Below are 20513 nucleotides of genomic sequence, written 5' to 3' on the forward strand. Positions count from 1 at the left end.
GTGCCGTAGGCCGAATCGCCACGGACCAGGATCTCACCGGTGACTCCGGCCGCTCGGGCGGTGACGATCGCTTGGGCAACCATACGGCCGGCGCCCTTGCCTGAGCCGGTCTTCCCGGCCCGCAACCGCATCCCGGCGATCACCGGCGCGGCGAGATCGGTGCTGATCGTGGTCGCCAGCGGCGAAAGTCCCTTCCGTAGAATCCGTTTGCCCGCGATCTTGGTGTGTCCGTAGGAAGCGCCCTGCTTGTCATACCCGTACACCGGTCGCAGCAGCGAGTCGATATCGACGAACGCACGCACCTCGGCGCCCGGCAGCAGCTCCACCCGCCGACACAGCCGAGCCAGATGCCCACGCAGCACCGCCTCGAGCTGGCGGGCATGGCCGAAAGTGAACTCCCGCAACAAAGTTCCGATCGTCGAGGGCGCATACACGCGATCGAACAATGTCTTCATCCCACCGCTGCGCAGCACGTCGACATCGTCGATGCTGTCCGCGCCCGAGCACATCCCCGCGATCAATGTGGCCAGCTTCGGCGCCGGATTCGCCGAACCGGACTTGACGCGCGGCGCGGTGATCGACACCTTCTCCGTCAGCGCCTCGACCAGCCCTGTTTGCTCGGCCAGCCGCATCACCGGCACCAAACCCGCCAGCGACACGAGATTCTCATCGTCGAACACCGCCGACCCGGCGGCGAACCTGTGCGAAACTTGCACTCGAAGTGTCCTTCTGAACTGCGCGATTGTTGCCTAGACAACAGCAATCATCGCAGCTCGAAGGACACTTTTTCATTCAAACACCACCGACGGGCCCAAGCCCGTCGGTGGATCGAGGGTTAGACGCTGCGCTGTCGGCGAACGTGAAATCGGCGGGGGCGAAGTTGACGCGAGCGCAAGAGGCGGAGGCGCGGCAGATGGAGGCGCAGCATAAGGAAAGGGTGCTCCGGTTGGAATTGGATTCCCGTGGCAGGGAGGGACGGGGGCGTTAGCCTCGATCTTTCGCCGTGTGATGGTGCCGCTGGTCGCTGGGTTGATCGCCGAGCAATGGCCGGGCTTCGAACTGCTACGTGACATCCGCGAGTTCCGAATGACCTGCATGGCAGTGCAAAGCGCGCAAACCAACCCAGCCGATCGAGACCAAGCCGGTCATCGCCTGGCGTGCATCCAGGGGCATCGCGGCTCACGTCCCTGGAGTGGCTGGCGGCCGCTAGGTTAAGGCCCAGAGGTTGGCGAATCCGGCATGATCGGCGGTTGCGTCATACTGATGCCCCTACGGGATCGCTGATGTCGATCGAACTCGCCGTTGTAGCCCTGCTTGTAGCCCGCCTCGGGAGAGAATCGCGCCGTGGAATGAGTGCAACATGTTGTCCTGCAATGTGTTTCGCGCAGTTCTCAAACGATTGCAACAGCGTCGTTCGACTGCTCCGCGACAACACCGACAGACAGGGTTCGCGCGACACCTACCCGATCCCGAGCTTCTCCCGAACTGCTGAGCCATCTCGGTTTCCGCCACGAGACGCCGCCGGACTGTCCGGCCCCCGAGCCACGCGCGGAAGTTCACCAGGAAGGCCACGGGCCGCAGGCAGAACCGTCGGCCATGGCTACTTGTGGTCTGATGTGCGGCGGGGGCGCAGGGCGTAGGCCGGGATGAGCTGGCCGGTGACTTCCAGCGGTGGGCGGCCGTCGGCGTAGGGAATTGCGTAGGTGACTTTGCCGAGCCATCCGCCGGAGTAGGTGGGCAGCCAGTGGCTCAGGAGCCCGGGCCGCTCGCCGGTCATGTCCAATCCGGCGCCGTTGCGGTGCTTGGGCATGCCGGGGTCGCGGATGTACACCGCGTCCAGACGCACCCACACCGGCGTCGGGCCGGCATGCAAGGACTGGTGATAGTGCCCGTGTCCCTCGGAGTGCAGCAGCTGGGGCTCGGTGCCCGCCGTTCGCGGTATCTGCTCACCAGCCGCTCGACTTTCGCGATCCCTGTCGAACATTCATTCGATCACAGATCGCAGACGCCTTCCCGAACAACCGATTATGCGGCATGTTAGTGCGTTCATGCGGCAGGCCAGTGTGCCTTAACACGACAGTTGTATTTCGTTGTGCCGCAAGATCGTCGTATCTGCTGTAGTTTGACCGGTCGTGCTGGGTGATGTTGTCGCCGAGGATGTTTCGGCGTGGCGGGTGGCGTTCGACGAGATGTTCGCGCGGATCGCGGGGATGTTCTATCGGGCCGAGTCGCGGGGGTGGGCGCGGTCGTATCTGACGGGGTTGCTGGCGCCGGTGGAGCGCAAGAATTCCTGGCAGTCGGCTGATGCTGCCGGTGGGGTGGGCCCGGACGGGTTACAGCATTTCCTGAACAGGTCCCGGTGGGACGCCGATGAGCTGCGGGATCGGCTTCGGACATATGTGGCTGCCGCGTTGGCCTGCCCGGACGGTGTCCTGGTCGCGGACGAGACCGGTTTCTTGAAAAAGGGTGTGAAGTCGGCGCCCGCTCGCTCTCGTCGAGTGGGGCGAGGATTTCCGATTCCACTCGTCCAGCTCTTTCAGCTCCATCGTCCCCGGCCCCCGGACAGCACCAGCGTTATCCGATCGTTCCAGGTCAGCAGCACCGGGTCGTGCACCAGGTATTTCGGGCCGTCGGCGTTGCGAATGAAGGTGATGGTTCGCAACGCCTCGGGCTGCCTTGCCGTGACGGGGCCGCTGCCGGTGATCGGCACGCAGATCCTCTATGAGTGTGAGCGGATCCTATTTCGCGGGTGCGGCGGGCTGCATGGGGTCTTTGCAGGCGGGGACGTTGGGCGGGCAGGGGGCGAGGATGGTGGAGAAGTATTGGATGGCGGCGAACAGGGTGATGGGCCCGCCTGCGAGGATGAGGCCGGTCATCGACCCGACCGCGCCGAGGGTTGCCGCGCCGAGGACACAGCCTGCGATCGCGGCGCCAACGAAGGGCGCCAGCAAGACGATGACCGGGCTGCTCAGTACGGCACCGGCCGCGGCGCCGACAAGACAGCCGATTCCGCCTCCGAGTACCGCGCCGAGGATGGCGCTCACGGCGGCGCCGATGGTGACTCGCTGGGTGAAGGTGCCGAGGGCCTGTGCGTCGCGCGGGTTGACCGATTCGGCGATCTGCGCGGCTTTGTCGACGGGGATGATCTGGTCGGGGCTGACGGCCTGGACGGGGCGGGGGTTGTCTTTGGACGGGGTCAGGGTGGCCGTGGTGCCGTCGACGCGCGCGTCGATGGGGTGGGCGGTGTTGTCGATCTGGTAGGTGAGTGGGAGGGCGGCGACCGGTTGCCCGTTGTGGTCGGTGAGGACCAGTTGGTCGTCGATGATTTTCAGTTTGCCGTCGGTGGTGGACAGGACGGCGGAGCCGCCGTCGCGGTGTACTTCGTAGTGCACGGCGTTGGGTGGTTGGTCGCCGGGTTGGGGTGCGGCATTCGCGGTGGCGGTGGTGACAGCGATCGCTGTTGCCGCGAGGATGGCGGTCGCGGCGGTTTTCCTCATCTTCATGGTGTTCCTCAACTTCATCGGTGAGATCGGCACAGCCCCGTCCGGGACGTGCTCTTTTTCGGAGGTCGGGCCTCGCGCAGACGGTCTTCAGGGGGTTGGATGTCGGCGGTGGCGGTCAGGTCGTGGAGTAGTTGCTCGGCCTGGGGCCATGGCCCGTAGCCTGCGGCGGGGTCGAGGTGGCCGACGGGGCCAACGTCGATCAGGCGGCTGCCCCAGGTTTCGGCCAGCCCGGCGACGCGGCGGCGGGCGGCGAGTGGGTCGTTGCTGCTGGCAGCGAGGATGGACGGGAAGGGCAACTGTCGGCGTGGGATCGGGTTCCAGCCCAGGGTGGTGAGCTGGTCGGTGCTCGGGTAGCCGTCGGGCAGCGGGGTTTCGAAGTCCGGTGGTGTGACCAGCAGTGCCGCGTGGATGTCGCGGGTGGGCTGCTGGGCCCAGTGCACGGTGGTGAGCACGCCGGCGCTGTGGGCGACCAGCACGACCGGATGCGAGATTTCCCGCAGGGTGGACTCCAACGCGGTGACCCAGGCGTCGCGGTTCAGTCGCGCATCGCCTGGTGGCCGGCGCACGGTGCGGCTGCGGGATAATGTTGCGGCGAGCCGGTTCTGCCAGTGGCTGGCGCCGTGATCGCCGAGGCCGGGGACTATCACGACGACCGGTGTGGTGGTGTGGTTCACGGTGCTGCTCCGGGGAAGTCGGGGGCCTGTTTCGGGCGGGGTATCAGATGACGGCTCCGCCATTGGGACTGATGATCTGGCCGGTGAGGTAGTGGTTGTCGCCGGCGAGATAAACCGCGAGGGAGGCGTACTCCTCGGGGGTGCCGAGCCGGCCCATGGGGATCATCTGATAGAGGCTGCCCACCTGTTCGGGGGCGGTGGCGTCGAGATACGCCTGGAACGGCGGAGTCAGCACGCCGCCGCACGCGATGGCGTTGACGAGGATGTTCGCTCCGGCGACGTCGAGTGCGACGGTTTTGGTGAGGCTGGCCACGGCGGCCTTGGAGGCCGAGTAGCCGGGGCTGTGGGTGCTGGCGGCGGAGATGCCGGCGATGGAGCTGATGTTGATGATGCGGCCGTGGCGCTGTGGTTCCATGTAGCGCAGGGCGGCGCGGGTGCAGTAGAACACGCCGTGGACGTTGACCTCCCACCATTTGAGCCAGTCCTCGTCGGTGAGGCTGCTGGTGATGCCGAGCGAGCGGCGTTTCATCGGAGTGGTCATGTAGGCGTAGTGCAGGTTGCGGCGCTCGGTGTCGGCGGGTGAGGACGGCACGAGTGCGGCGTTGTTGACCAGGATGTCCACCGTGCCGAAGCGGTGGGCGGCGTCGGTGAACATCTGGTCCACCGCGGCACGGTCGGAGACATCGCAGCGCACCGGAAGACAGGCCCGCCCCAGCGCGTCGATCTCTGCGGCGAGCTCGGTCAGCTTGTCGTCCTGGATGTCGCAGGCGACGATGTCGGCGCCGGCGCGCGCCATCGCCAGCGCGATGGCCTTGCCGAGTCCCTGGCCGGCGCCGGTGACGACGGCGGTCTTGTCGGTCAATGTCACGGTGATCTCCTCACGTGCTGTTGCTGCGGCAGGGCGTCGGGATGCCGCGGTGTGTGGTGGGGTGGTTTCAGTCGTGGGTGCGGAGTTGGCGTTTGAGGATTTTGCCGGTGGCGGTCATGGGTAGTGTGTGGACGATTTCGATGTGGCGGGGGTATTTGTAGGCGGCCATCTGGTCTTTGGCCCAGGTGATGAGGCCGGTTTCGGTGGGTTGGGTGCCGTGGGTGGGGATGATGTAGGCCTTGATCTCCTCGCCGTGGCTCTCATGCGGGATGCCGATGACCGCGGCCAGGGATACCGCGGGGTGGGTCATGAGGATTTCTTCGATCTCGCGGGGGTAGACGTTGAGGCCCCCGCGCACGATGAGGTCTTTGGCGCGATCGACGATGTGGTAGCAGCCGTCGGGGTCGCGGCGGGCCAGATCGCCGGTGCGGAACCAGCCCTCGCGCATGACCTCGACGGTGGCCTCGGGCCGGTTGTAGTAGCCCTTCATGACGTTGTGGCCGCGGATGGCGATCTCGCCGACGACGTGGCTGCCGGTGAGGGTGTTCCAGTCCTCGTCGATCAGCCGGGCCTGCACTCCCCACACCGGTGTCCCGATCGAGCCGGGGCGCGGACCGTGCTCGATGCTGCCGAACAGGGCCATCGGGGCGGTTTCCGACAGGCCGTAGCCTTCGATGATGTCGATGCCGAACCGCTGGCGGAATCGGGTGAGGATCTCCACTGGTAGTGAGGCGCCGCCGGAGACGGCCAGCCGCATGCACCCGGCGATGGCATCGACATCGATGGTGTCGGTGTCGGTGTTGTCGAGGGCGTTGAGCAGGCTCCAGTACATGGTCGGAACGCCGGCGAACACGGTGATTTGCTCGGTCTGCATCAGCGCCAATGCGGCGGTAGCGTCGAAACGGGGGTGTAGCACCAGGGTGGCGGCGACAGAGAATCCGGCGTTCATGTTCACCGTCTGACCGAAGGTGTGGAACAGCGGCAGTACCAGTAGGTGCCGGTCGTGGCGGGTGGGGTGGCTGTCGAACTGCCGGGTCGCGGTGAACGCGTTGAGCAGCATGTTGGCGTGGGTCAGTTCGGCGCCTTTGGGTTTGCCGGTGGTGCCCGAGGTGTAGAGGATCACCGCGGTGTCGTCCGCTTCGCGGACTCGGGTGGCGAACTCGGTGGGCTGGCAACCCAGTTGGGCGGCCAGGCCGTCGGCGGTGCCGTCGTGGCCGGGAGCGGGGGTGTCGATGCGTAACAGGTGCCGGCATTCGGGTGCTTGCTCGAAGCCGGCGCGGCCGTAGTCGCCGGTCGGCAGCTCGGCGGTGCCGTCGTGGCAGAAGTAGGCTTTGGCGTCGCAATCGTGCAGGTGGTAGGCGATTTCGCGGTCCTTGAGCAGGATGTTGAGCGGGACCACGACCGCGCCTGCTTTGAGGATGCCGTAGTAGATGATCGGAAACCACGCCAGGTTGGGGCACGACAGGGCGACTTTGTCACCGGGTTCGATGCCGCGGGCGACCAGCAGGTTGGCGACCTGGTTGGCGGCGGCGTCGACCTCGGCGTAGGTGAGACGGTCCCCGGCGGCGACGACCGCGTCGCGATCTGGGTGGTTGCGTGCTGAATCTTCCAGCAGCACAGACAAATTGAGCATGACAAACCTTTGACAGTGGTCGTGGACGGTGACCGGGCGGCCGGGTGGTTACGAGTCGGCGGGCTGGGCCGGTCGAGCCGATGCCGATCCGGTCTGCGACCGAACCGGCCCGTGCAGGTCGGCGGGGTGGGCGCGTCTACCAACGATCACGATGGCGAGGACGCCGAGGTAGGCCGGCGGCACCAGTCGCAGTGCGGTGGGCAGCCCGTAGTGGTCGGCGAGAAAACCGACGACCAGCGGACCGGCCGCCAAACCGAAGATGTTGTTGAACAACACGGCCGTTCCGAACGCGGTGGCACGCAGGCTCGGATGGGTGAGATTGATGACCAGTGAGGAGATCGCACCGGTGGAACCCGCACAGAACAGCGCCCCGATACCGAGTGCGGTCAGCTGCGCGGGCCCGGTGGGCAGACTGAAAGCGACCATGAGCACGACGAGCGACAGCACGCAATACACCGCCACGATGCTCCACAGGCGAGCAGGTTCGGCGTGGGCGACGCGGTCGGCGATCAGGCCGCAGCCGATCATGCCGATGCCGATCAACAGCGCATATGCCGCGGCGGTGAGACCGGCGCGATCGGGGGCCATTCCGTAGCAGCGGTTGAAGAAGCTGGGCAGCCAGGCCATCAGCACCGCCGACACGAACAGCTGCAGGCCCCCGGCCAGATAGACGCACCACACCGACACGGTGGAGAACAGGCTCGACAACGGCGCCCGCACGCCTGTCGCTGGGTCGTGCTGCGGAGTGGTGTCATCAGTGATGTGGTGGCGTTGCAGGCGGTGTTCGGTCACGAGCAGCCGGAACGCTGCCACCAGCAGCAGACCGAAGACCGCCATCGCGACGAAGGTTGCCCGCCATCCGATGTGGCGGGCGATCACCCCGCCCAGGGCGATTCCCAGGACCGAGCCGAAGGAACCGCCGGCGAGGAATGCCCCGCTGACCGAGGCCCGCAGTCGCGGGGAGAAAACGCTGACCACCACGGCAGCGCCGACGCTGCCGTAGGCGGCCTCACCGACCCCGAGTAGGAAACGAGCGCCCAGCATCTGGCCGAAGGTGCCGGCGCATGCGCACAGCAGGGTGGCGACACTCCAGAAGGTCGCCATGATCAACAAGCTGCGCACACGTCCCCAGCGGTCGGCCAGCAGCGACAGCGGCACCGTGCCCAACGCAACCATCAAAGCGACCACGCTGGTGAGCGCGCCGAGCCGCGAATCCGACAGTCCCCATTGCGTTTTCAGATACGGGAACACCGCCGGCAGGACCTGCCGGGACATGTAGTCCGACAGCAGCAGCCCGAAGGTCAGGGCGAACACGACCCACGGAAAGATCCGCGAGCGGGCGCGCGTCGTCGATGCGTCCGCAGTTTGGTCTGCGGGCGTGGTGTGAAGGTCCATGGCGCTTCCTCGAGCCTGGCGGGGAACTGTGCGGTGACGGGATGAGCGCGGCCGGTCGACCGTCGAAGGAAAAAGGGCAGCGCGCGGCGCACCGCGCTGTGCAGCCGCACGCTGCAAGGTTCGATCAGGCGTGCTGGAGGAAGCCGACCTGGCCCGGCTTGCGGTTGGGCGGGAACCCGATCTTTGCCAGCGCCTCGTCGGTACTGGAGTAGACCTCGTCGAACAGGTAGATCTCGCGCGCCTCCTTACAGGAGGCCACGCCGCGGCCGAGCTCGTCGGCGATGCGGACCATCTGCTCGACCTGCTGCACCGAGGTGCGCCGCTCGCCCTTGCGGCCCCACAGGTTGTCCTCGATGCCGACCCGCACGTGCTGGCCCAACGCGATCGCGATGGTGCACATCGGGGTGACATTGCGCATGATGGTTTCGATCGTCAGCACCGCGCCGTCCGGCGTCCGGCGAATGAACTCGAACAGATCCCCGGGATGCACGCCTGCGGCACCACCGCCGATGGCGACGTAGTTCAGCACCAGCGGGCCGGTGTAGATACCGGCGCGAATCAACCGTTCCACCGTCTCGAGCTGGGGCAAGTTGCCCAGCATGAACTGCGGCTGGATGCCGGCGGCGGTCAAACGGCGCAGATGCTCGATGTAGAACTCAGGACCGGCCTCGACCACCATGTCGCGGTATGCCTTGTGCAGCACGGGGTTCTGCAGCGACGTCCCGGCGATATCGTCGTCGCTGAGCAACTCGACGATGTTCATCTGGCTGGTGTTGATGGCGATGGTGACCTGATCCGGCTTCGGATCGAGCTCGGCCAACATGTGGCGAGTGTCGCTATCCAGCCACTTCGCCTTGTCGGCGCCTTCCGGCGGCGCGAACGAGATCGACCCACCGACCTGCAGGATCATCTCCGGCACCGCCTCCCGGAGCCGGCCGAGCATCTCGTTGAACATCTCCAACCGCTTGGATCCGTGCCCGTCGAGCTCACGCACGTGTATGTGCAGTACCTGCGCGCCTGCGTTGTAGCAGTCCACTGCTTTCTGGACCTGCTCATCCATGGTGACCGGAATGTCGTCGGAATCGCCGGGCAGGAATTCCGGGCCGTACGGGGCCACCTGGATGACCAGTTTCTCCTGGTTCTCCGGCAGCAGCGAATCATCGAGATAATGCATGATCGAGTCCTAATCGGTTAGTAGGGAATGGGTTCCGAGGCCGCTCGGCGGCCTTCGGTTCGTGTTCCTGGTGGACTGGCCTTCAGGTGACGCCCGAGTAGTTCCCGGCGTTCGACGTCTTCTGAAAGAACGGCGCGCCTGACGGCTGGCCAGAGTGTGTGGTGGGATTCCGTTGCTCGAGCCCGCCGCAGGGGTGACCGCCTCGAAATGTTCCCGAGCCTTCGAGCTCTTCGATAGCACGCGGTCCTGCGGTGCGCTGGAGTCACGGACGGCTAGTGAGATGACGGACCGTCGAGTCCCGCGATTAGGGTGCCGCGTGACCCCAACCAGGCTCGTGAACAGCTGTAACCCGGATGAAGGAGCAAACGATTGGGTGCGTTCTGCGGGATCGACTGGGCCGAATCCCATCACGATGTCGCCGTCATCGACGGCGAAGGAAAGGTATTGGGCCGCAAGAGAATCAGCGACGACGCTGCCGGGTTCACCGAGCTGCTGAACCTGCTGGCCGAGTCCGGGGATAGTGCTGAGCAGCCGATCCCGATCGCGATCGAAACCGATCGCGGTCTGCTGGTGGCCGCATTGCGGGCGACCAACCGGCCGATCTATGCGATCAACCCGCTCTCGGCGTCGCGCTATCGCAGTCGGCACCAGGTGTCGGGGTCCAAATCCGACGCCGCCGACGCGGTGATGCTGGCCAACATCCTGCGCACCGACGCCGCCGCGCATCGCCGCATGGGAACCGATACCGAACTGGCGCAAGCGATCCGGGTCCTGGCCCGCGCCCAGCAGGATGCGGTATGGGCGCGCAAACAGCTCGGCAACCAGCTGCGTTCGCTGCTGAAGGACTTCTATCCGGCCGCGCTGGAAGCGTTCGCTGGTTTGAGTGGCGGCGGCATGGCCCGCCCCGACGCCCGCGTCGTGCTCGCCGCGGCCCCGACCCCGGCGCGCGCTGCGAGATTGACTCGCACCCAACTGCGTCGCCTGCTCATCAAAGCGGGCCGGCAACGCAACATCGACGCCGACGTCGAACGACTCCACGTCATCTTCAGGGCCGCCTACCTGCATCAGCTGCCGATGGTCGAGAACGCGATGGGCATTCAGCTCGCGGCACTGCTGCGCACCTTCGATGCCGCTTGCACCGCCGAGCACGACCTGGCCGAGGAGACCCGGAATCATTTTGACCGGCACCCGGACGCCAAGATCCTCACCAGCTTCCCCGGCCTGGGACAGCTCGGTGGCGCTCGGGTGCTCAGTGAAATCGGTGACGACCGCGCCCGTTTTGCCGATGCGCGAGGACTCAAGGCTTACGCCGGATCCGCGCCGATCACCCGCGCCAGCGGCAAGAAGACCCTCGTCCTGCACCGACATATCAAAAACCGCCGCCTGGCAAATGTGGGACCGATGTGGGCGCTGGGATCGCTGCGCATCTCGCCAGGAGCCCGCCGCCATTTCGATGCCCGCCGCGCCGTCGGCGATTGGAACCACCAGGCCCAGCGTCACCTGTTCAACAAGTTCCTCGGCCAGCTCTACCACTGCCTGCAAACCAGCTGCCTCTACGACGAACATCGCGCCTTCCCACCTCCTTTCGCGGTCACGGCTTGACTTCTATTTCCGTGAGATGTCTTTCAGTTGGTTTGTTCGGAACGGTCTTCGCTCCGGTCTCGCGGCCGGCGCTCGAATGCCTCGAGTTCCTCGGCGAGGATCGGTGCGCCGATGTTGCAGGCGTGGATGCCGAGCACACTGACCATTTCCAGGACGGTGAGAATCTCCTCGCGAGTAACACCGAACTCGAGTGCGGCCCGGATATGCCGACGCACACCCGGGGAGTACATGTGCGTGCACGCGGCATCGATAGCGATGCTGAGTAGCTCGACGAACTGCGGAGAGAACACTCCTCGCCGGATCGGCGTGGACCCCATCGTCATGAACTGCTCGGTCCATTCCGGGTCCCACTCATACAGGTTGTCCCACAACGGATTCCAGGTACCGCTGGCACGCATGTGATCCACGACCGGGGTGGACGCCTTCGGCGACGAGACTGTCAAAGCAACTCCTGCGGTGCGTACTGCCGTTCCTTACGGCGTGATGCAGGACACGCTAGCCATGAAAAGGCATAGACACTTGACTGTACGGGGCATATGTTTGATCATCTGGGACAGGAGGTATCGCCACAATGCTGATGGTGCGTAGCGCCGTGTTGGACGGCTATGTGGACTTGGCGCTGTCACTCGGGCTCAATCCGCAGCCGCTCATGCGCACCGTGGGAATTGAGCCCGCCGCGGTCGCCAACACCGACGGCTGGGTCTCGGTCGAGGCCATCGATCAGTTGCTGGAACTATCGGCCGCCGAAACCGCATGCGAAGACTTCGGGCTCAGGCTGGCCGCCGCACGCAGCATCAGGACCTTGGGTCCGCTCGGCCTGGTCGCCCGGGAAGAACCCGATGTCCGCAGCGCGCTCGAAATCCTGCTGCGCCACGGCAACCTGCACAACGAAGCTCTCCATACCCGGTTGACCGAGGTCAACAGTCTGGCGACGATACGCGTACTGGCCGCGCCGGGCGCCAGTTTCGGACGGCAGGCGGTCGATCTGGCGGTCGCCGCGACCTGCCGGATCCTGCGCGATCTCCTGCACGAGGACTGGAAGCCCGTCACGGCGTGCTTCACCCACCCGGCCCCCGCCGACGTCGACGCCTACCACCGGATGCTCGGCGACACCATCGATTTCAGCCGCGAATTCGATGGCATCATCTTCTACGCCCGAGATCTCGACGCCACCAACCCCCTGGCCGATCCGCTCCTGCGCCCCTATACCCGCCAATACCTGCGATCGCTCGCCCTTCCTGGCGACACGACAGCCGATCACGTGCGACGCGTGATCGAATCCCTGCTGCCAACGCAACGATGCTCGGCAGCCCAGGTCGCCCGCAGCCTGGGTATGGACCGACGCACCCTGCACCGGCATCTCACCCGTACCGGCGAAACATTCTCCTCGATCCTGGAAGCCGTACGGATCGAGCTGGCGCAACGCTACGTCGCAAGAAAGGACCGGACCATGAGCGAGATTGCCGGCGATCTCGGCTTCTCCGAACTCAGCGCCTTCTCGCGATGGTTCCACACCCGCTTCGGCTGCGCCCCCACCAAGTGGGAAACACACAGGTCAAACCCGCGGCCTTCGCAGTTGCCAACGAGCATATAACAGTGCACCGACAGCCTCACTGCCACAGGTGATTCCCCGGCGACCGGTCAGTACTTGGCTATCTGAGATGGCCGTAGTATCGGCCGAAAATCGGGCGGATACCGCGTAATCGCCTGGTGCAGAACCCCGTTCTGCACGCACCCGACTTCTGGCCATGCTCGCCCACGCCTTTCTCGCCGTCACCGCCGCCACCGACCCAAAAGCCCACGCGGGCTGGGCCCGATCACAGTCGCCGACATCCGCCGTCTCCTGGCGATAGTCCTACACCCAGCCCGCACCCTCACCCACGCCGCCACCCACTGGCGCCGAGGCCACCAAACCTACGTCCGGACGCTCCGCCACCAACGAAAATAGGTACTACACAACGAACTACAACTGTCGTATTAACTCGACGAACGTCCGTTGCCCACCCCGACCAGTTCGGTCAGCGCGGGCATGGTCTGAGTGGACGCTTATTCGTCCCGACTGACGACGACTTTGTCGCCATCGTTGACCTCTTCTTCGTCGTCGTTGGCCCGAGCCATTCGGAGTTGCGCCGCGCCCGCCTGAGGTTCCTCGTCCGTAGGTGTCTGATCGGATGATGTCATGCACCTATTCTTGCAGAGAACATCACGTCCTGGGTTGTGTTCGATTTCCTTTGGGGGCAATTCATTTGACATTCAACCTGAGTTGATTCCTTTCCGCCTGAAACACCGCATTCGGCTATGAGGGTGCGTTCGGGAGGCTACGTTTGGCAGCGTTTCAGTTGGTTGGGGTTTCCTGTCCGACCTGGTTAGCGATGATGCCGACGAGCGAGGTGTGGGTTTCCGCGTCTGCCGCAGCCACCAAACCGTACGGGGACGCGTCTATCGGCTGGCCGAGCAACCCGGTGACGATGCAACCGGCGGCTTGGCACAACGCGATCCCGCTGGCGAAATGCACGCTGTCGCGCAGGTCGCCGTCAGACACATACGCCGCACGCCGTCCGGCCGCGACCCACGCCACCGCGAGGGTCGTCGACAGCACACGAGCTCCGAACGCGGCTTTGAACGCTGGGTCTCCCAACAGTCGCGCTGGCTCGAAACCTCCTGCACCCGGAACCCAATAGTCGAGATTGACCTCGACCAAGCGGCTGGTCGCATCGGGCACCAATCGCAGAGCCTGACCGTCGCGGTGCAACCAAGCGTCGTTACCGTCGGTCCCGAAGACCTCTTCGGTGAATGGGTCGGCTACAGCCGCTGTGGTGATCGTCGCACCGACCCGGGCGGCGATGTTGACCGCCAGATGCGGTGTGCCAGCAGCGAAATTCGCTGTTCCGCACAGCGGGTCGATCAACCACACCCGGCTCGATCCCGCGGTGCCGGTGCTGCCGGACTCCTCGGCGACGAACCGGTCGCTCGGACGAGCCGCGCCGAGCGTCGCGAGAATGATCTGCTCGGCGGCGATATCTGCTCCAGTCGCGAAATCGTTGTCGCCCTTGGCGTAACGGGTCACGGGAGCGCGGAAATATGACCGGATGACACCACTCGCGGCCTGCGCTGCCAAGACTGCCAACTCTGCATCGGTATCGCCCACCTCGGCACCCTACTGCGCCGTCCGCTTGTCGGCATTACAGGACACTATAGTTAACGGTAGTCAGGATAGGTAGAGTAGTCGGGAAGGTGACTGGCGCGTGTGAGACACGCTGGTGGCCTTGTCGGCGTGTCGGGTGATCGCCACGGTGTCCGTGCCGCGATGATCAGCGTCTTGTGTCGATCCCGTTTGTGCCGAAGTCGTTGCAGCCCTTGCTGGATGCGTTCCGGCCGTGTTTCACCAGCCCCACGTTCACCACCTTCGTCGCACTGACTGTCGGGTTGATCGCCGCGCCGGCCCGGCGGACGGTGTGCGGCATGCTAACCGCTGCCGGGATGGGCGGCCACCACAGTCGCGCGCACCGGTTCTTCGCTACCGCCCGCTGGAGTCTCGATCAGCTCGGGCTGGTGATGCTGGGGCTGGTAGTCGGCTGGCTCACCCCGGCCAGTGCATCGCGGTCGACGACACGCTGTTTCGCCGCAGCGGCCGTCACGTCTATGGCGCGGTCTGGGCCTACGACGGCTCCCGGTCGGTGGCCAAAGGTCAGTCCAAGCTGTCGAAGGGCACGACCTTCGTCGTGGCCGCGGTGGTGGTCGAGCTGCCGTTTGCGGACCGCCCGATCGCGCTACCGGTGCTGTTCCGGTTGTGGCGCCCCGGCGGCCCGACCAAAACCCTCCTCGCCCGCGACCTCATCTACCGCATCGCCGCCGCGCGACCGGATCGACGCGTCCATGTGGTCGCCGCCGGCGCATACGTGTGCAGCACTCTGCGCCACCTGCCCGCGAACGTGACGTTGACTGGGCCGCTGCCCCGAAACGCCGCCCTCTACGAGGTGCATCCCGACGTGGACAACCCCCCGAATATGCGAGGCAGGCGGGGTCGGCCCCGCACCCGCGGCGCCAAGATCGGCACACCCGCAGACCTGGCCGCCGCCACCGCGGGCGAGCCCGTCACGGTCACCCGCTACGGCCGTACCACCACCGTCACCGTGCACGAACGCCGCTGCCTGTGGTACGGCGCATTCCGCTCCCAGCCCGTGCGTGTCCTGGTCGTGCGCGAACCCCGCCGCCCCGGCCTGGCGCTGCTCACCACCGATACAACCGCACCCGCAGCCGAAGTCGTCGAACGCTACGCGGCCCGCTGGTCGATCGAGGTCGCGTTCTTTGAAGCCAAACACGTCACCGGTGCCGGAGAGGCCCGCAACCGCACCCGCCCGGCGGTCGAGCGCACCGTCCCGTTCGGCATGCTCACCCAAACCCTGGTCATCCTCTGGTACCACCTCGCCGGGCATTCACCCGCCGTCGTCGCCGAGCGCCGACGCCGGGCCCGCTGATACACCACCAAAACCCGTCCGAGTTACCCCGACATGCTCACCAAGCTCCGCCGCACACTGATCGCCGCCCAATATCGTGTGGACCTACCCGCCGACCCCACCCCCGAACAAATCTGTGAGTGTGTTGGTCAGCGGTTCCGGTCTGGTCCGCTACCAGGATCGGTGCCGGTGACTCGGCGTGACTCCGAACAAATCTGGCTGCTTCGGCGTGCCCTTGTGTGGACTTGTCCGTCGTGGTCGCCGGCACCGGCCTGGCCACCAGTTGGCCTGATCAGAAGCATGTCCGCTGCTGCGTGACCCGTCACAGATATGCCGCTCGGTGACCTCTTCCCAGGCCGGTGCCGACTGATGGAGCCCGTGTCCTGATTAGGAAGCACAAGCCCCGTGACTATGTTGGCAGACGTCGTCGATGCCGTGGTCGGTGTCGACACCCACCGTGACACCCACCAAGTCGAGATCGCGCACCCTACTGGGGCGCCAATCGCCACCTGCACGATCGACAACACCGGCGCTGGCTACGCACAACTGCTCGGCTGGATCAGCGAGCACGCAGCGGGGCCGCGGGTGGCGGTCTCCATCGAGGGCACCCGTAGCTACGGTCTGGGGCTCGCCCGCGCGATCGCCGCCGCTGGCCTGTTGGTACTCGAGTGCGAACAGCCGAGCCGGAAAGCCCGACGTGGCAGGGGCAAGTCGGACGCCATCGATGCACACCTAGCGGTGCTGTTCGCGTTGCAACTCGACACCGGGAAACTCCCGAGTCCTCGCGCCGATGGTGACCGCGAAGCGCTGCGGATCCTGCTGTCGGCCCGCGACGAACTCACCACCGGTGTGACCGCACACACCAACCGGCTGCGCGCACTCCTGCGCGACGGTGGCGACAGCGATCGCGACCTCGCCCGCGGCAGTCTCACCGTCGCGACGCTGGCCGCTCTGGCTCGGCGACGCTGCCCCCGCGATGCCGACCGAGTACAGGCGATCCGGCAGGCCGAGATCCGGCGGCTGGCCCTCGCACTACGCGACCAGCGCCGCGAACTGCAGGCTAACCGGGCTCAACTCGCCGACATCGTCCATGATCTGGCCCCCGGCCTGACTGATCAGTGCGGTATCGGTCCCATCTCCGCCGCCCAGGTCATCGTCAGTTTTTCCCACACCGGCCGCTGCCGCAACGACGCCGCGTTCGCCGCACTCGCCGGCACCAGCCCCATCGAGGCATCCAGCGGACGCAGCACACGTCACCGACTCAACAGAGGCGGAGATCGAGCGCTCAACCGAGCGATCCACACCATCGCCAACACCAGGATGCGCAGCGATCCCGCCACACGTGACTACGTGGCCCGTCGTACCGCAGAAGGCAAATCCAGCAAGGAAATCCGACGCTGTATCAAGCGCTACATCACCCGCCAGCTCTACCGCAGCCTCACCGCCAGCGAACTCCACAACCGTACGATTCCGAAAGACCTTGACAACACATAGAAGCGTCCACACCATCCGCCTGGCCTGGGTAAACGCCGCAGGCTAACTGTGAAACACGAGTCTCGAAGCGTAGGGGATTCGTGACGAAACCTCGTTCGAATTGCCGATCGTGCCGCCCGTCATGGTGCAGGTAGGTGATTTGTTGTACGGCCCGGACGCGAAGGGGTTGGACTGGCCTGCGCCGCGTCAGGTAATCGGGAAGCCGGTGCCGTGCACGGTGGTGGACTTCCGCAGGCGTTGGCCTGCGATCTGGCGGTTGAGGGAGGTGCGCGTTGTCGGGTACATGGTGAAGTTGCACAGCGACGTCAGCGAATACGGAGACGTCGAAACGCTGCACGCTGCGACCGTTCGAGTTCAACGTTGATGCCCGACACCTGTTACTTCGGGGAATACAGGATGCTGGCGGCAGGGCATATCTGGATCCAGGGCCCCGATCCCGAACCGCGCGATCCGGGATTCCTGCTGTGACCGACCGAGGAACTGGCCACCTCGCGAACGTCGGCGACGGGCCTCGCACGCATCGAAACTCTGTGCTCGACAGGTCTTTACGAGGCCGTAGTTGGCGCAGAGCGCGGTCGCTGTCGTCGTCGTATTCGCACTCGTCCTGCTACATCCCATTCTCGATGTGAGGAGTCATGACTGTGAACGCCGACGACAACCAGCGCCCCGGACAAGTCCGCGACCGCTGGAACTACCGGCAAGAGATCCCCTGCGGATCCACCAGCAACGTCCGATTCGGTGACGCCACCGATGCCGCTGCGCTGCCGATGCCGCTGCGCTGCTCGAGATCATCATGGTCCGCCGCGGATGTCATCGCCGCAAACGCATGGTGCGCGTCGGTGTTGGGCGGTACCACCAGCAAGACCCGGCGGCGATTTCCCGGACCGGGCACTTCGATCGTGTCCACGGTGCAGTGACGGTATCCGTCCAGTCGCACCACCCGCCCGGCGAATGCGAGTTCACCGGGCGCACTGGACCATTCACCGAGGTGGTAAACCACCCGCTCAACAGCGCCGAGCACACTGTTCAGCGCTGTGAGCAAAACCGGTAGCTCGGTGGCGAGGTCGTCACTAGTGCCACCACGCTCCATCGACGTAACCGGTCTTCGGCACCCCGGACTTCAACAACACACGCGGTAAGTGATCACCGGGCAGGCTGTGCGGGCCGATACTTGCTCGGGTCATCTGTCGCGTCATCTGTCCCGTCGTCACCTCCTGCTCCGGCCGCGAACCGGCCGAATTCATTCGAATCGGACGACGATACAACCTCGAAACGGCTGTATACGATGTGTCGCCGATATATCTATTATAGCTGTTTGTAATGCCCCTGTATACGGGGGGACGACCCGAATGCGTTGTTTTTTGCGCCAGAACGATTCCGCGAGAAAAACACAACCAAGCCCTCGGCAGAACCCATCCACCAGACCCGTACCGACAAGATCAACATCAAGAACATGACCTTCGAAGAACACAGCACCAGGCATATGCGCTGATACAAAAATCATGAAAAAGCCATCTGGTCTGCATGTTTGCCCTGTCTCTGCTTGCGGTTGCAATTCGGATACGTTACGGCGCTTGAGTTTTCAGCGACGTATCTTTGGGGATGAGTCCATGTGGCGGTCGGCTCGAGCTCGGGGAAGAGGTGCGCCGGGTGTCCAGTTGCCCAAACAGCTACCGGCCGAACCTGAAACGGATACAAACCGGACGAAAACGGACCAGGGATGCATTGCCGAAGTGCCGCTACTGGAGGCTTACTGGGCATAGGCGGCGAAATAGCCTGCGCTGCTGTGGGAGAACCACTTTCACTCATCACTGATTGAGAAGGCAAAAAATGTCACCTGTTATCACCTCGCTGACGCCCTCTTTCGGCCCTCCGGCGGGTTTCAACTCTGTCGTCATCACCGGCTCCGGATTCGCCAATGTCGGTCCGTTGACTGTCCGGTTCGGCAGGGCCTCGGCGTTCTCGGGCTTCAGCAGGTGAGCAGCATTTCGATGGGTCTTTGAGGGTTGCGTGAGTTATGGCGCAGCGCTTTGGCGATGCCGGTGTGCCCGGCCAGGCGGAGCAAGCTGATCGCGGCGTTCCGCAGGGTCGCGAGGACTTGCGGGCCGGTGCCGGTGCGGGCTTGGTGACGATCTTCGTCGAACGCGGTGTCGCGGACCCAGTGGACTCGGTTCTCGATCGTCCAGTGCCCGCGCAACCAGTTGGCAATCTGGTTGTGGGAGGCGTCGGTGGCGTCGAGACTGGTGACGAGGTAGACGGTTTCGCGGGTCTGCTTGCGTTTGCCGCGGTGCCCGGAGAGCACGGTGCGAGTGCGGCGCATCCGCAGTGCCTGCCTCGCGCCGGGAAACCTTATGCCCGAACCGATTCCGGCTGCCTTGAGTGAGCGGGTCTCCAGCCGCCCGTGCCGTCGTTTCCCGCTGGAATGGTCGAGAGTGGGAATATCGTTCCACGGCAACGCTTTCACTGTTTCCGCAGCAGCGGCTGGTTCGCCTTCACCACGAAGATGTAGTGAGCGCCGGCGGCGATGATGTCCTCGGCGGTCTCGCGGCAAGTATGTAGGGCGTCGGCGGTGATCACGGCCCCGGTGATGTCGAGGCCGGCCAGCAGGGCTCGCAGTTTCGGCACTTCACTGGTTTTTTCGCCGACGGCGACCTGGCCGATGATCACGCCCGTGGCCTGGCAGATCCCGGACAGCAGATGAACCAGTTTCCCGGCCGCGTCCCGGGCGCCTTTCATCGTCTTACCATCGAACGAGATGACCTTCACCCCGCCGATAGTCTTGGCACGCAACCACATCCATGCTCCGATCGCCGCATCGAGGGCGTCGGCGTCCAAGCGTTGCAAGGTCCGGCGGATCGTCTTCTCACTCGGCGCGCCCCGTGGCAGGCCCAGCCGCGCCAGCACAGGCGCGGGCGTCTCGGCAGCCCACTCGCCGATCGCGGTAAACGACCGCGCCCCGGTCAGCGTCGCCGCCAACGCGACCGCGAGGATCGACGCCAGCTCGAAGCGCCGGCCACGGCGGGTCCGCGGATCAGCGACCTTGTCCAGCACCTCCAGCAAACCCGCGGCAGCAGTGATCGGGAGCGGTTCGGGGCCGCGATCATCGAGTTCGACAACCGGCGACGGCATGAGAGAAGATGAGCGAACGGGCACGGCACGCTTTTCGGTTGTGGTGTGTATAGGAGCCGCCATCTTCTCGAAAGCTGCGGTGCCCGGCCAACTTCCGCTACAGCGGTGTCGCTCACACTCAACCGCAGGTCACACTACCGAAACCGAGAACGCCGAGGCCCTGTCCGGTTCGGCACGACGGCAACGACTTTCACCATCGACTCCAATACCCAGATCACGGCCATCGTCCCGCCTGGAACCGGTACGGTGAACGTCACCGTGCAGGTACTGCTGGACGGCACGAGCAACCCGCTGCCCTACGTCTACGGTAGTGCGGTTCCTACCTTGACCAGCATCAATCCGGCTTCGGGGTCGGCGGCGGGTGGGGCGACGGTCATGCTCACCGGGACGAACTTGACCGGCGTGACAGCGGTGAGTTTCGGTGGGACACCGGCAACTTCGTTCACGGTCAACTCCTCGACACAGATCACGGCGGTGACGCCTGCTCATTCAGCCGGCACGGTGTCGGTTACCGTCACCACCCCTGGTGGAACCAGTAACGGTGTCGCGTTCACCTATATCGCGGTGCCCGTCCTGACCGCCGT

At 65.1% G+C, this 20513-nt stretch carries 20 protein-coding genes and 3 pseudogenes; 8 read left to right on the top strand and 15 right to left on the bottom strand.

Features of this window, described 5'->3' with window-relative positions; genetic code table 11:
* Together ABH933_RS44875 and ABH933_RS44880 are read right to left on the bottom strand one after the other, a co-directional pair.
* On the bottom strand, positions 1-716 hold a 716-nt coding region (locus ABH933_RS44875), incomplete at its 3' end, for a transposase (protein ID WP_429455330.1).
* Positions 717-1600: 884 nt separating this feature from the next.
* Positions 1601-1984, bottom strand: coding sequence for a hypothetical protein (locus ABH933_RS44880; RefSeq protein WP_429429207.1), 384 nt, complete (start codon positions 1982-1984; stop codon positions 1601-1603).
* 226 nt (positions 1985-2210) lie between these two features.
* Here ABH933_RS44880 and ABH933_RS44885 point away from each other — a divergent pair.
* Positions 2211-2471: pseudogene (locus tag ABH933_RS44885) on the top strand (transposase); the annotation flags it as partial.
* A gap of 65 nt (positions 2472-2536) precedes the next feature.
* On the opposite strand, the gene ABH933_RS44890 reads toward ABH933_RS44885, so the two are convergent.
* The 7 genes from ABH933_RS44890 to ABH933_RS44920 form a co-directional block, all read right to left on the bottom strand.
* Positions 2537-2710 carry a hypothetical protein gene (locus ABH933_RS44890; RefSeq protein WP_429429216.1) on the bottom strand — a complete coding sequence of 58 codons (174 nt, stop codon included), beginning with the start codon at positions 2708-2710 and terminating at the stop codon, positions 2537-2539.
* Positions 2711-2738: 28 nt separating this feature from the next.
* A complete protein-coding gene (locus ABH933_RS44895) occupies positions 2739-3503 on the bottom strand; it encodes a hypothetical protein (protein WP_429429215.1) in 765 nt (254 codons plus the stop codon).
* Between the two features lie 14 nt (positions 3504-3517).
* Positions 3518-4240, bottom strand: coding sequence for an RBBP9/YdeN family alpha/beta hydrolase (locus tag ABH933_RS44900; RefSeq protein ID WP_429429205.1), 723 nt, complete (start codon positions 4238-4240; stop codon positions 3518-3520).
* Positions 4221-5045 (bottom strand): SDR family NAD(P)-dependent oxidoreductase, encoded by an 825-nt coding sequence (locus ABH933_RS44905; RefSeq protein WP_429429203.1) that lies wholly within the window; start codon positions 5043-5045, stop codon positions 4221-4223. Before ABH933_RS44905 ends, ABH933_RS44900 begins: the two co-directional genes overlap by 20 nt.
* 67 nt (positions 5046-5112) lie before the next feature.
* Positions 5113-6678: a long-chain-fatty-acid--CoA ligase gene (locus tag ABH933_RS44910; protein WP_429429201.1), complete on the bottom strand. Its 1566-nt coding sequence runs from the start codon at positions 6676-6678 to the stop codon at positions 5113-5115.
* Between the two features lie 48 nt (positions 6679-6726).
* Positions 6727-8073: an MFS transporter gene (locus ABH933_RS44915; protein ID WP_429429199.1), complete on the bottom strand. Its 1347-nt coding sequence runs from the start codon at positions 8071-8073 to the stop codon at positions 6727-6729.
* A gap of 124 nt (positions 8074-8197) precedes the next feature.
* Positions 8198-9247 carry a 3-keto-5-aminohexanoate cleavage protein gene (locus ABH933_RS44920; protein WP_429429197.1) on the bottom strand — a complete coding sequence of 350 codons (1050 nt, stop codon included), beginning with the start codon at positions 9245-9247 and terminating at the stop codon, positions 8198-8200.
* Between the two features lie 369 nt (positions 9248-9616).
* Between ABH933_RS44920 and ABH933_RS44925 the strand changes: the two genes are divergently transcribed.
* A complete protein-coding gene (locus ABH933_RS44925; protein ID WP_429429195.1) occupies positions 9617-10849 on the top strand; it encodes an IS110 family transposase in 1233 nt (410 codons plus the stop codon).
* A 23-nt stretch (positions 10850-10872) separates the two neighbouring features.
* On the opposite strand, the gene ABH933_RS44930 is transcribed toward ABH933_RS44925, so the two are convergent.
* Entirely contained in the window at positions 10873-11247 is a 375-nt protein-coding gene (locus ABH933_RS44930) for a carboxymuconolactone decarboxylase family protein (RefSeq protein WP_429429213.1), read from the bottom strand.
* A gap of 173 nt (positions 11248-11420) precedes the next feature.
* Here ABH933_RS44930 and ABH933_RS44935 point away from each other — a divergent pair, with 173 nt between their 5' ends.
* Complete coding sequence (locus ABH933_RS44935; RefSeq protein WP_429429193.1) at positions 11421-12443, top strand: AraC family transcriptional regulator; 1023 nt, start codon at positions 11421-11423, stop codon at positions 12441-12443.
* A 452-nt stretch (positions 12444-12895) separates the two neighbouring features.
* Here ABH933_RS44935 and ABH933_RS44940 read toward each other — a convergent pair whose 3' ends face one another.
* Together ABH933_RS44940 and ABH933_RS44945 are read right to left on the bottom strand one after the other, a co-directional pair.
* Entirely contained in the window at positions 12896-13030 is a 135-nt protein-coding gene (locus tag ABH933_RS44940) for a hypothetical protein (protein ID WP_429429191.1), read from the bottom strand.
* 154 nt (positions 13031-13184) lie between these two features.
* A complete protein-coding gene (locus ABH933_RS44945) occupies positions 13185-13997 on the bottom strand; it encodes an inositol monophosphatase family protein (RefSeq protein ID WP_429429189.1) in 813 nt (270 codons plus the stop codon).
* 188 nt (positions 13998-14185) lie between these two features.
* On the opposite strand from ABH933_RS44945, the pseudogene ABH933_RS44950 reads away from it, so the two are divergent.
* Both ABH933_RS44950 and ABH933_RS44955 read left to right on the top strand, forming a co-directional pair.
* Positions 14186-15327: pseudogene (locus ABH933_RS44950) on the top strand (IS701 family transposase).
* A gap of 390 nt (positions 15328-15717) precedes the next feature.
* On the top strand, positions 15718-16800 hold the full coding sequence (locus ABH933_RS44955; protein WP_429429211.1) for an IS110 family transposase: 1083 nt from the start codon (positions 15718-15720) through the stop codon (positions 16798-16800).
* Between the two features lie 691 nt (positions 16801-17491).
* Here the strand turns inward: ABH933_RS44955 and ABH933_RS44960 are convergent.
* A complete protein-coding gene (locus tag ABH933_RS44960) occupies positions 17492-17890 on the bottom strand; it encodes a DUF5994 family protein (protein WP_429429185.1) in 399 nt (132 codons plus the stop codon).
* A gap of 740 nt (positions 17891-18630) precedes the next feature.
* Between ABH933_RS44960 and ABH933_RS44965 the strand changes: the two genes are divergently transcribed.
* Positions 18631-18780 carry an IPT/TIG domain-containing protein gene (locus tag ABH933_RS44965; protein WP_429429183.1) on the top strand — a complete coding sequence of 50 codons (150 nt, stop codon included), beginning with the start codon at positions 18631-18633 and terminating at the stop codon, positions 18778-18780.
* On the opposite strand, the gene ABH933_RS44970 is transcribed toward ABH933_RS44965, so the two are convergent.
* On the bottom strand, positions 18770-19255 hold the full coding sequence (locus ABH933_RS44970) for an ISAs1 family transposase (RefSeq protein ID WP_429429181.1): 486 nt from the start codon (positions 19253-19255) through the stop codon (positions 18770-18772). The two genes, ABH933_RS44965 and ABH933_RS44970, sit on opposite strands and share 11 nt — an antisense overlap.
* 5 nt (positions 19256-19260) lie before the next feature.
* Positions 19261-19851, bottom strand: a complete 591-nt coding sequence (locus ABH933_RS44975; protein ID WP_429429179.1) for an ISAs1 family transposase — start codon at positions 19849-19851, stop codon at positions 19261-19263.
* A 183-nt stretch (positions 19852-20034) separates the two neighbouring features.
* Between ABH933_RS44975 and ABH933_RS44980 the strand changes: the two are divergent.
* Positions 20035-20175: pseudogene (locus ABH933_RS44980) on the top strand (hypothetical protein); the annotation flags it as partial.
* On the top strand, positions 20176-20513 hold a 338-nt coding region (locus ABH933_RS44985; RefSeq protein ID WP_429429209.1), incomplete at its 3' end, for an IPT/TIG domain-containing protein.

It is taken from the genome of Nocardia sp. GP40, from assembly GCF_050434125.1.
GTDB lineage: Bacteria > Actinomycetota > Actinomycetes > Mycobacteriales > Mycobacteriaceae > Nocardia > Nocardia albiluteola.

Bases quoted from the DNA above. Each gene is read 5' to 3' on its own strand.
- ABH933_RS44965 (WP_429429183.1), top strand. From the start codon at position 18,631: ATGTCACCTGTTATCACCTCGCTGACGCCCTCTTTCGGCCCTCCGGCG.
- ABH933_RS44920 (WP_429429197.1), bottom strand. From the start codon at position 9,247: ATGCATTATCTCGATGATTCGCTGCTGCCGGAGAACCAGGAGAAACTG.
- ABH933_RS44955 (WP_429429211.1), top strand. From the start codon at position 15,718: ATGTTGGCAGACGTCGTCGATGCCGTGGTCGGTGTCGACACCCACCGT.
- ABH933_RS44930 (WP_429429213.1), bottom strand. From the start codon at position 11,247: ATGCGTGCCAGCGGTACCTGGAATCCGTTGTGGGACAACCTGTATGAG.
- ABH933_RS44910 (WP_429429201.1), bottom strand. From the start codon at position 6,678: ATGCTCAATTTGTCTGTGCTGCTGGAAGATTCAGCACGCAACCACCCA.
- ABH933_RS44880 (WP_429429207.1), bottom strand. From the start codon at position 1,984: ATGTTCGACAGGGATCGCGAAAGTCGAGCGGCTGGTGAGCAGATACCG.
- ABH933_RS44960 (WP_429429185.1), bottom strand. From the start codon at position 17,890: ATGGAGCGTGGTGGCACTAGTGACGACCTCGCCACCGAGCTACCGGTT.
- ABH933_RS44900 (WP_429429205.1), bottom strand. From the start codon at position 4,240: ATGGCGGAGCCGTCATCTGATACCCCGCCCGAAACAGGCCCCCGACTT.
- ABH933_RS44895 (WP_429429215.1), bottom strand. From the start codon at position 3,503: ATGAAGATGAGGAAAACCGCCGCGACCGCCATCCTCGCGGCAACAGCG.
- ABH933_RS44935 (WP_429429193.1), top strand. From the start codon at position 11,421: ATGCTGATGGTGCGTAGCGCCGTGTTGGACGGCTATGTGGACTTGGCG.
- ABH933_RS44915 (WP_429429199.1), bottom strand. From the start codon at position 8,073: ATGGACCTTCACACCACGCCCGCAGACCAAACTGCGGACGCATCGACG.
- ABH933_RS44940 (WP_429429191.1), bottom strand. From the start codon at position 13,030: ATGACATCATCCGATCAGACACCTACGGACGAGGAACCTCAGGCGGGC.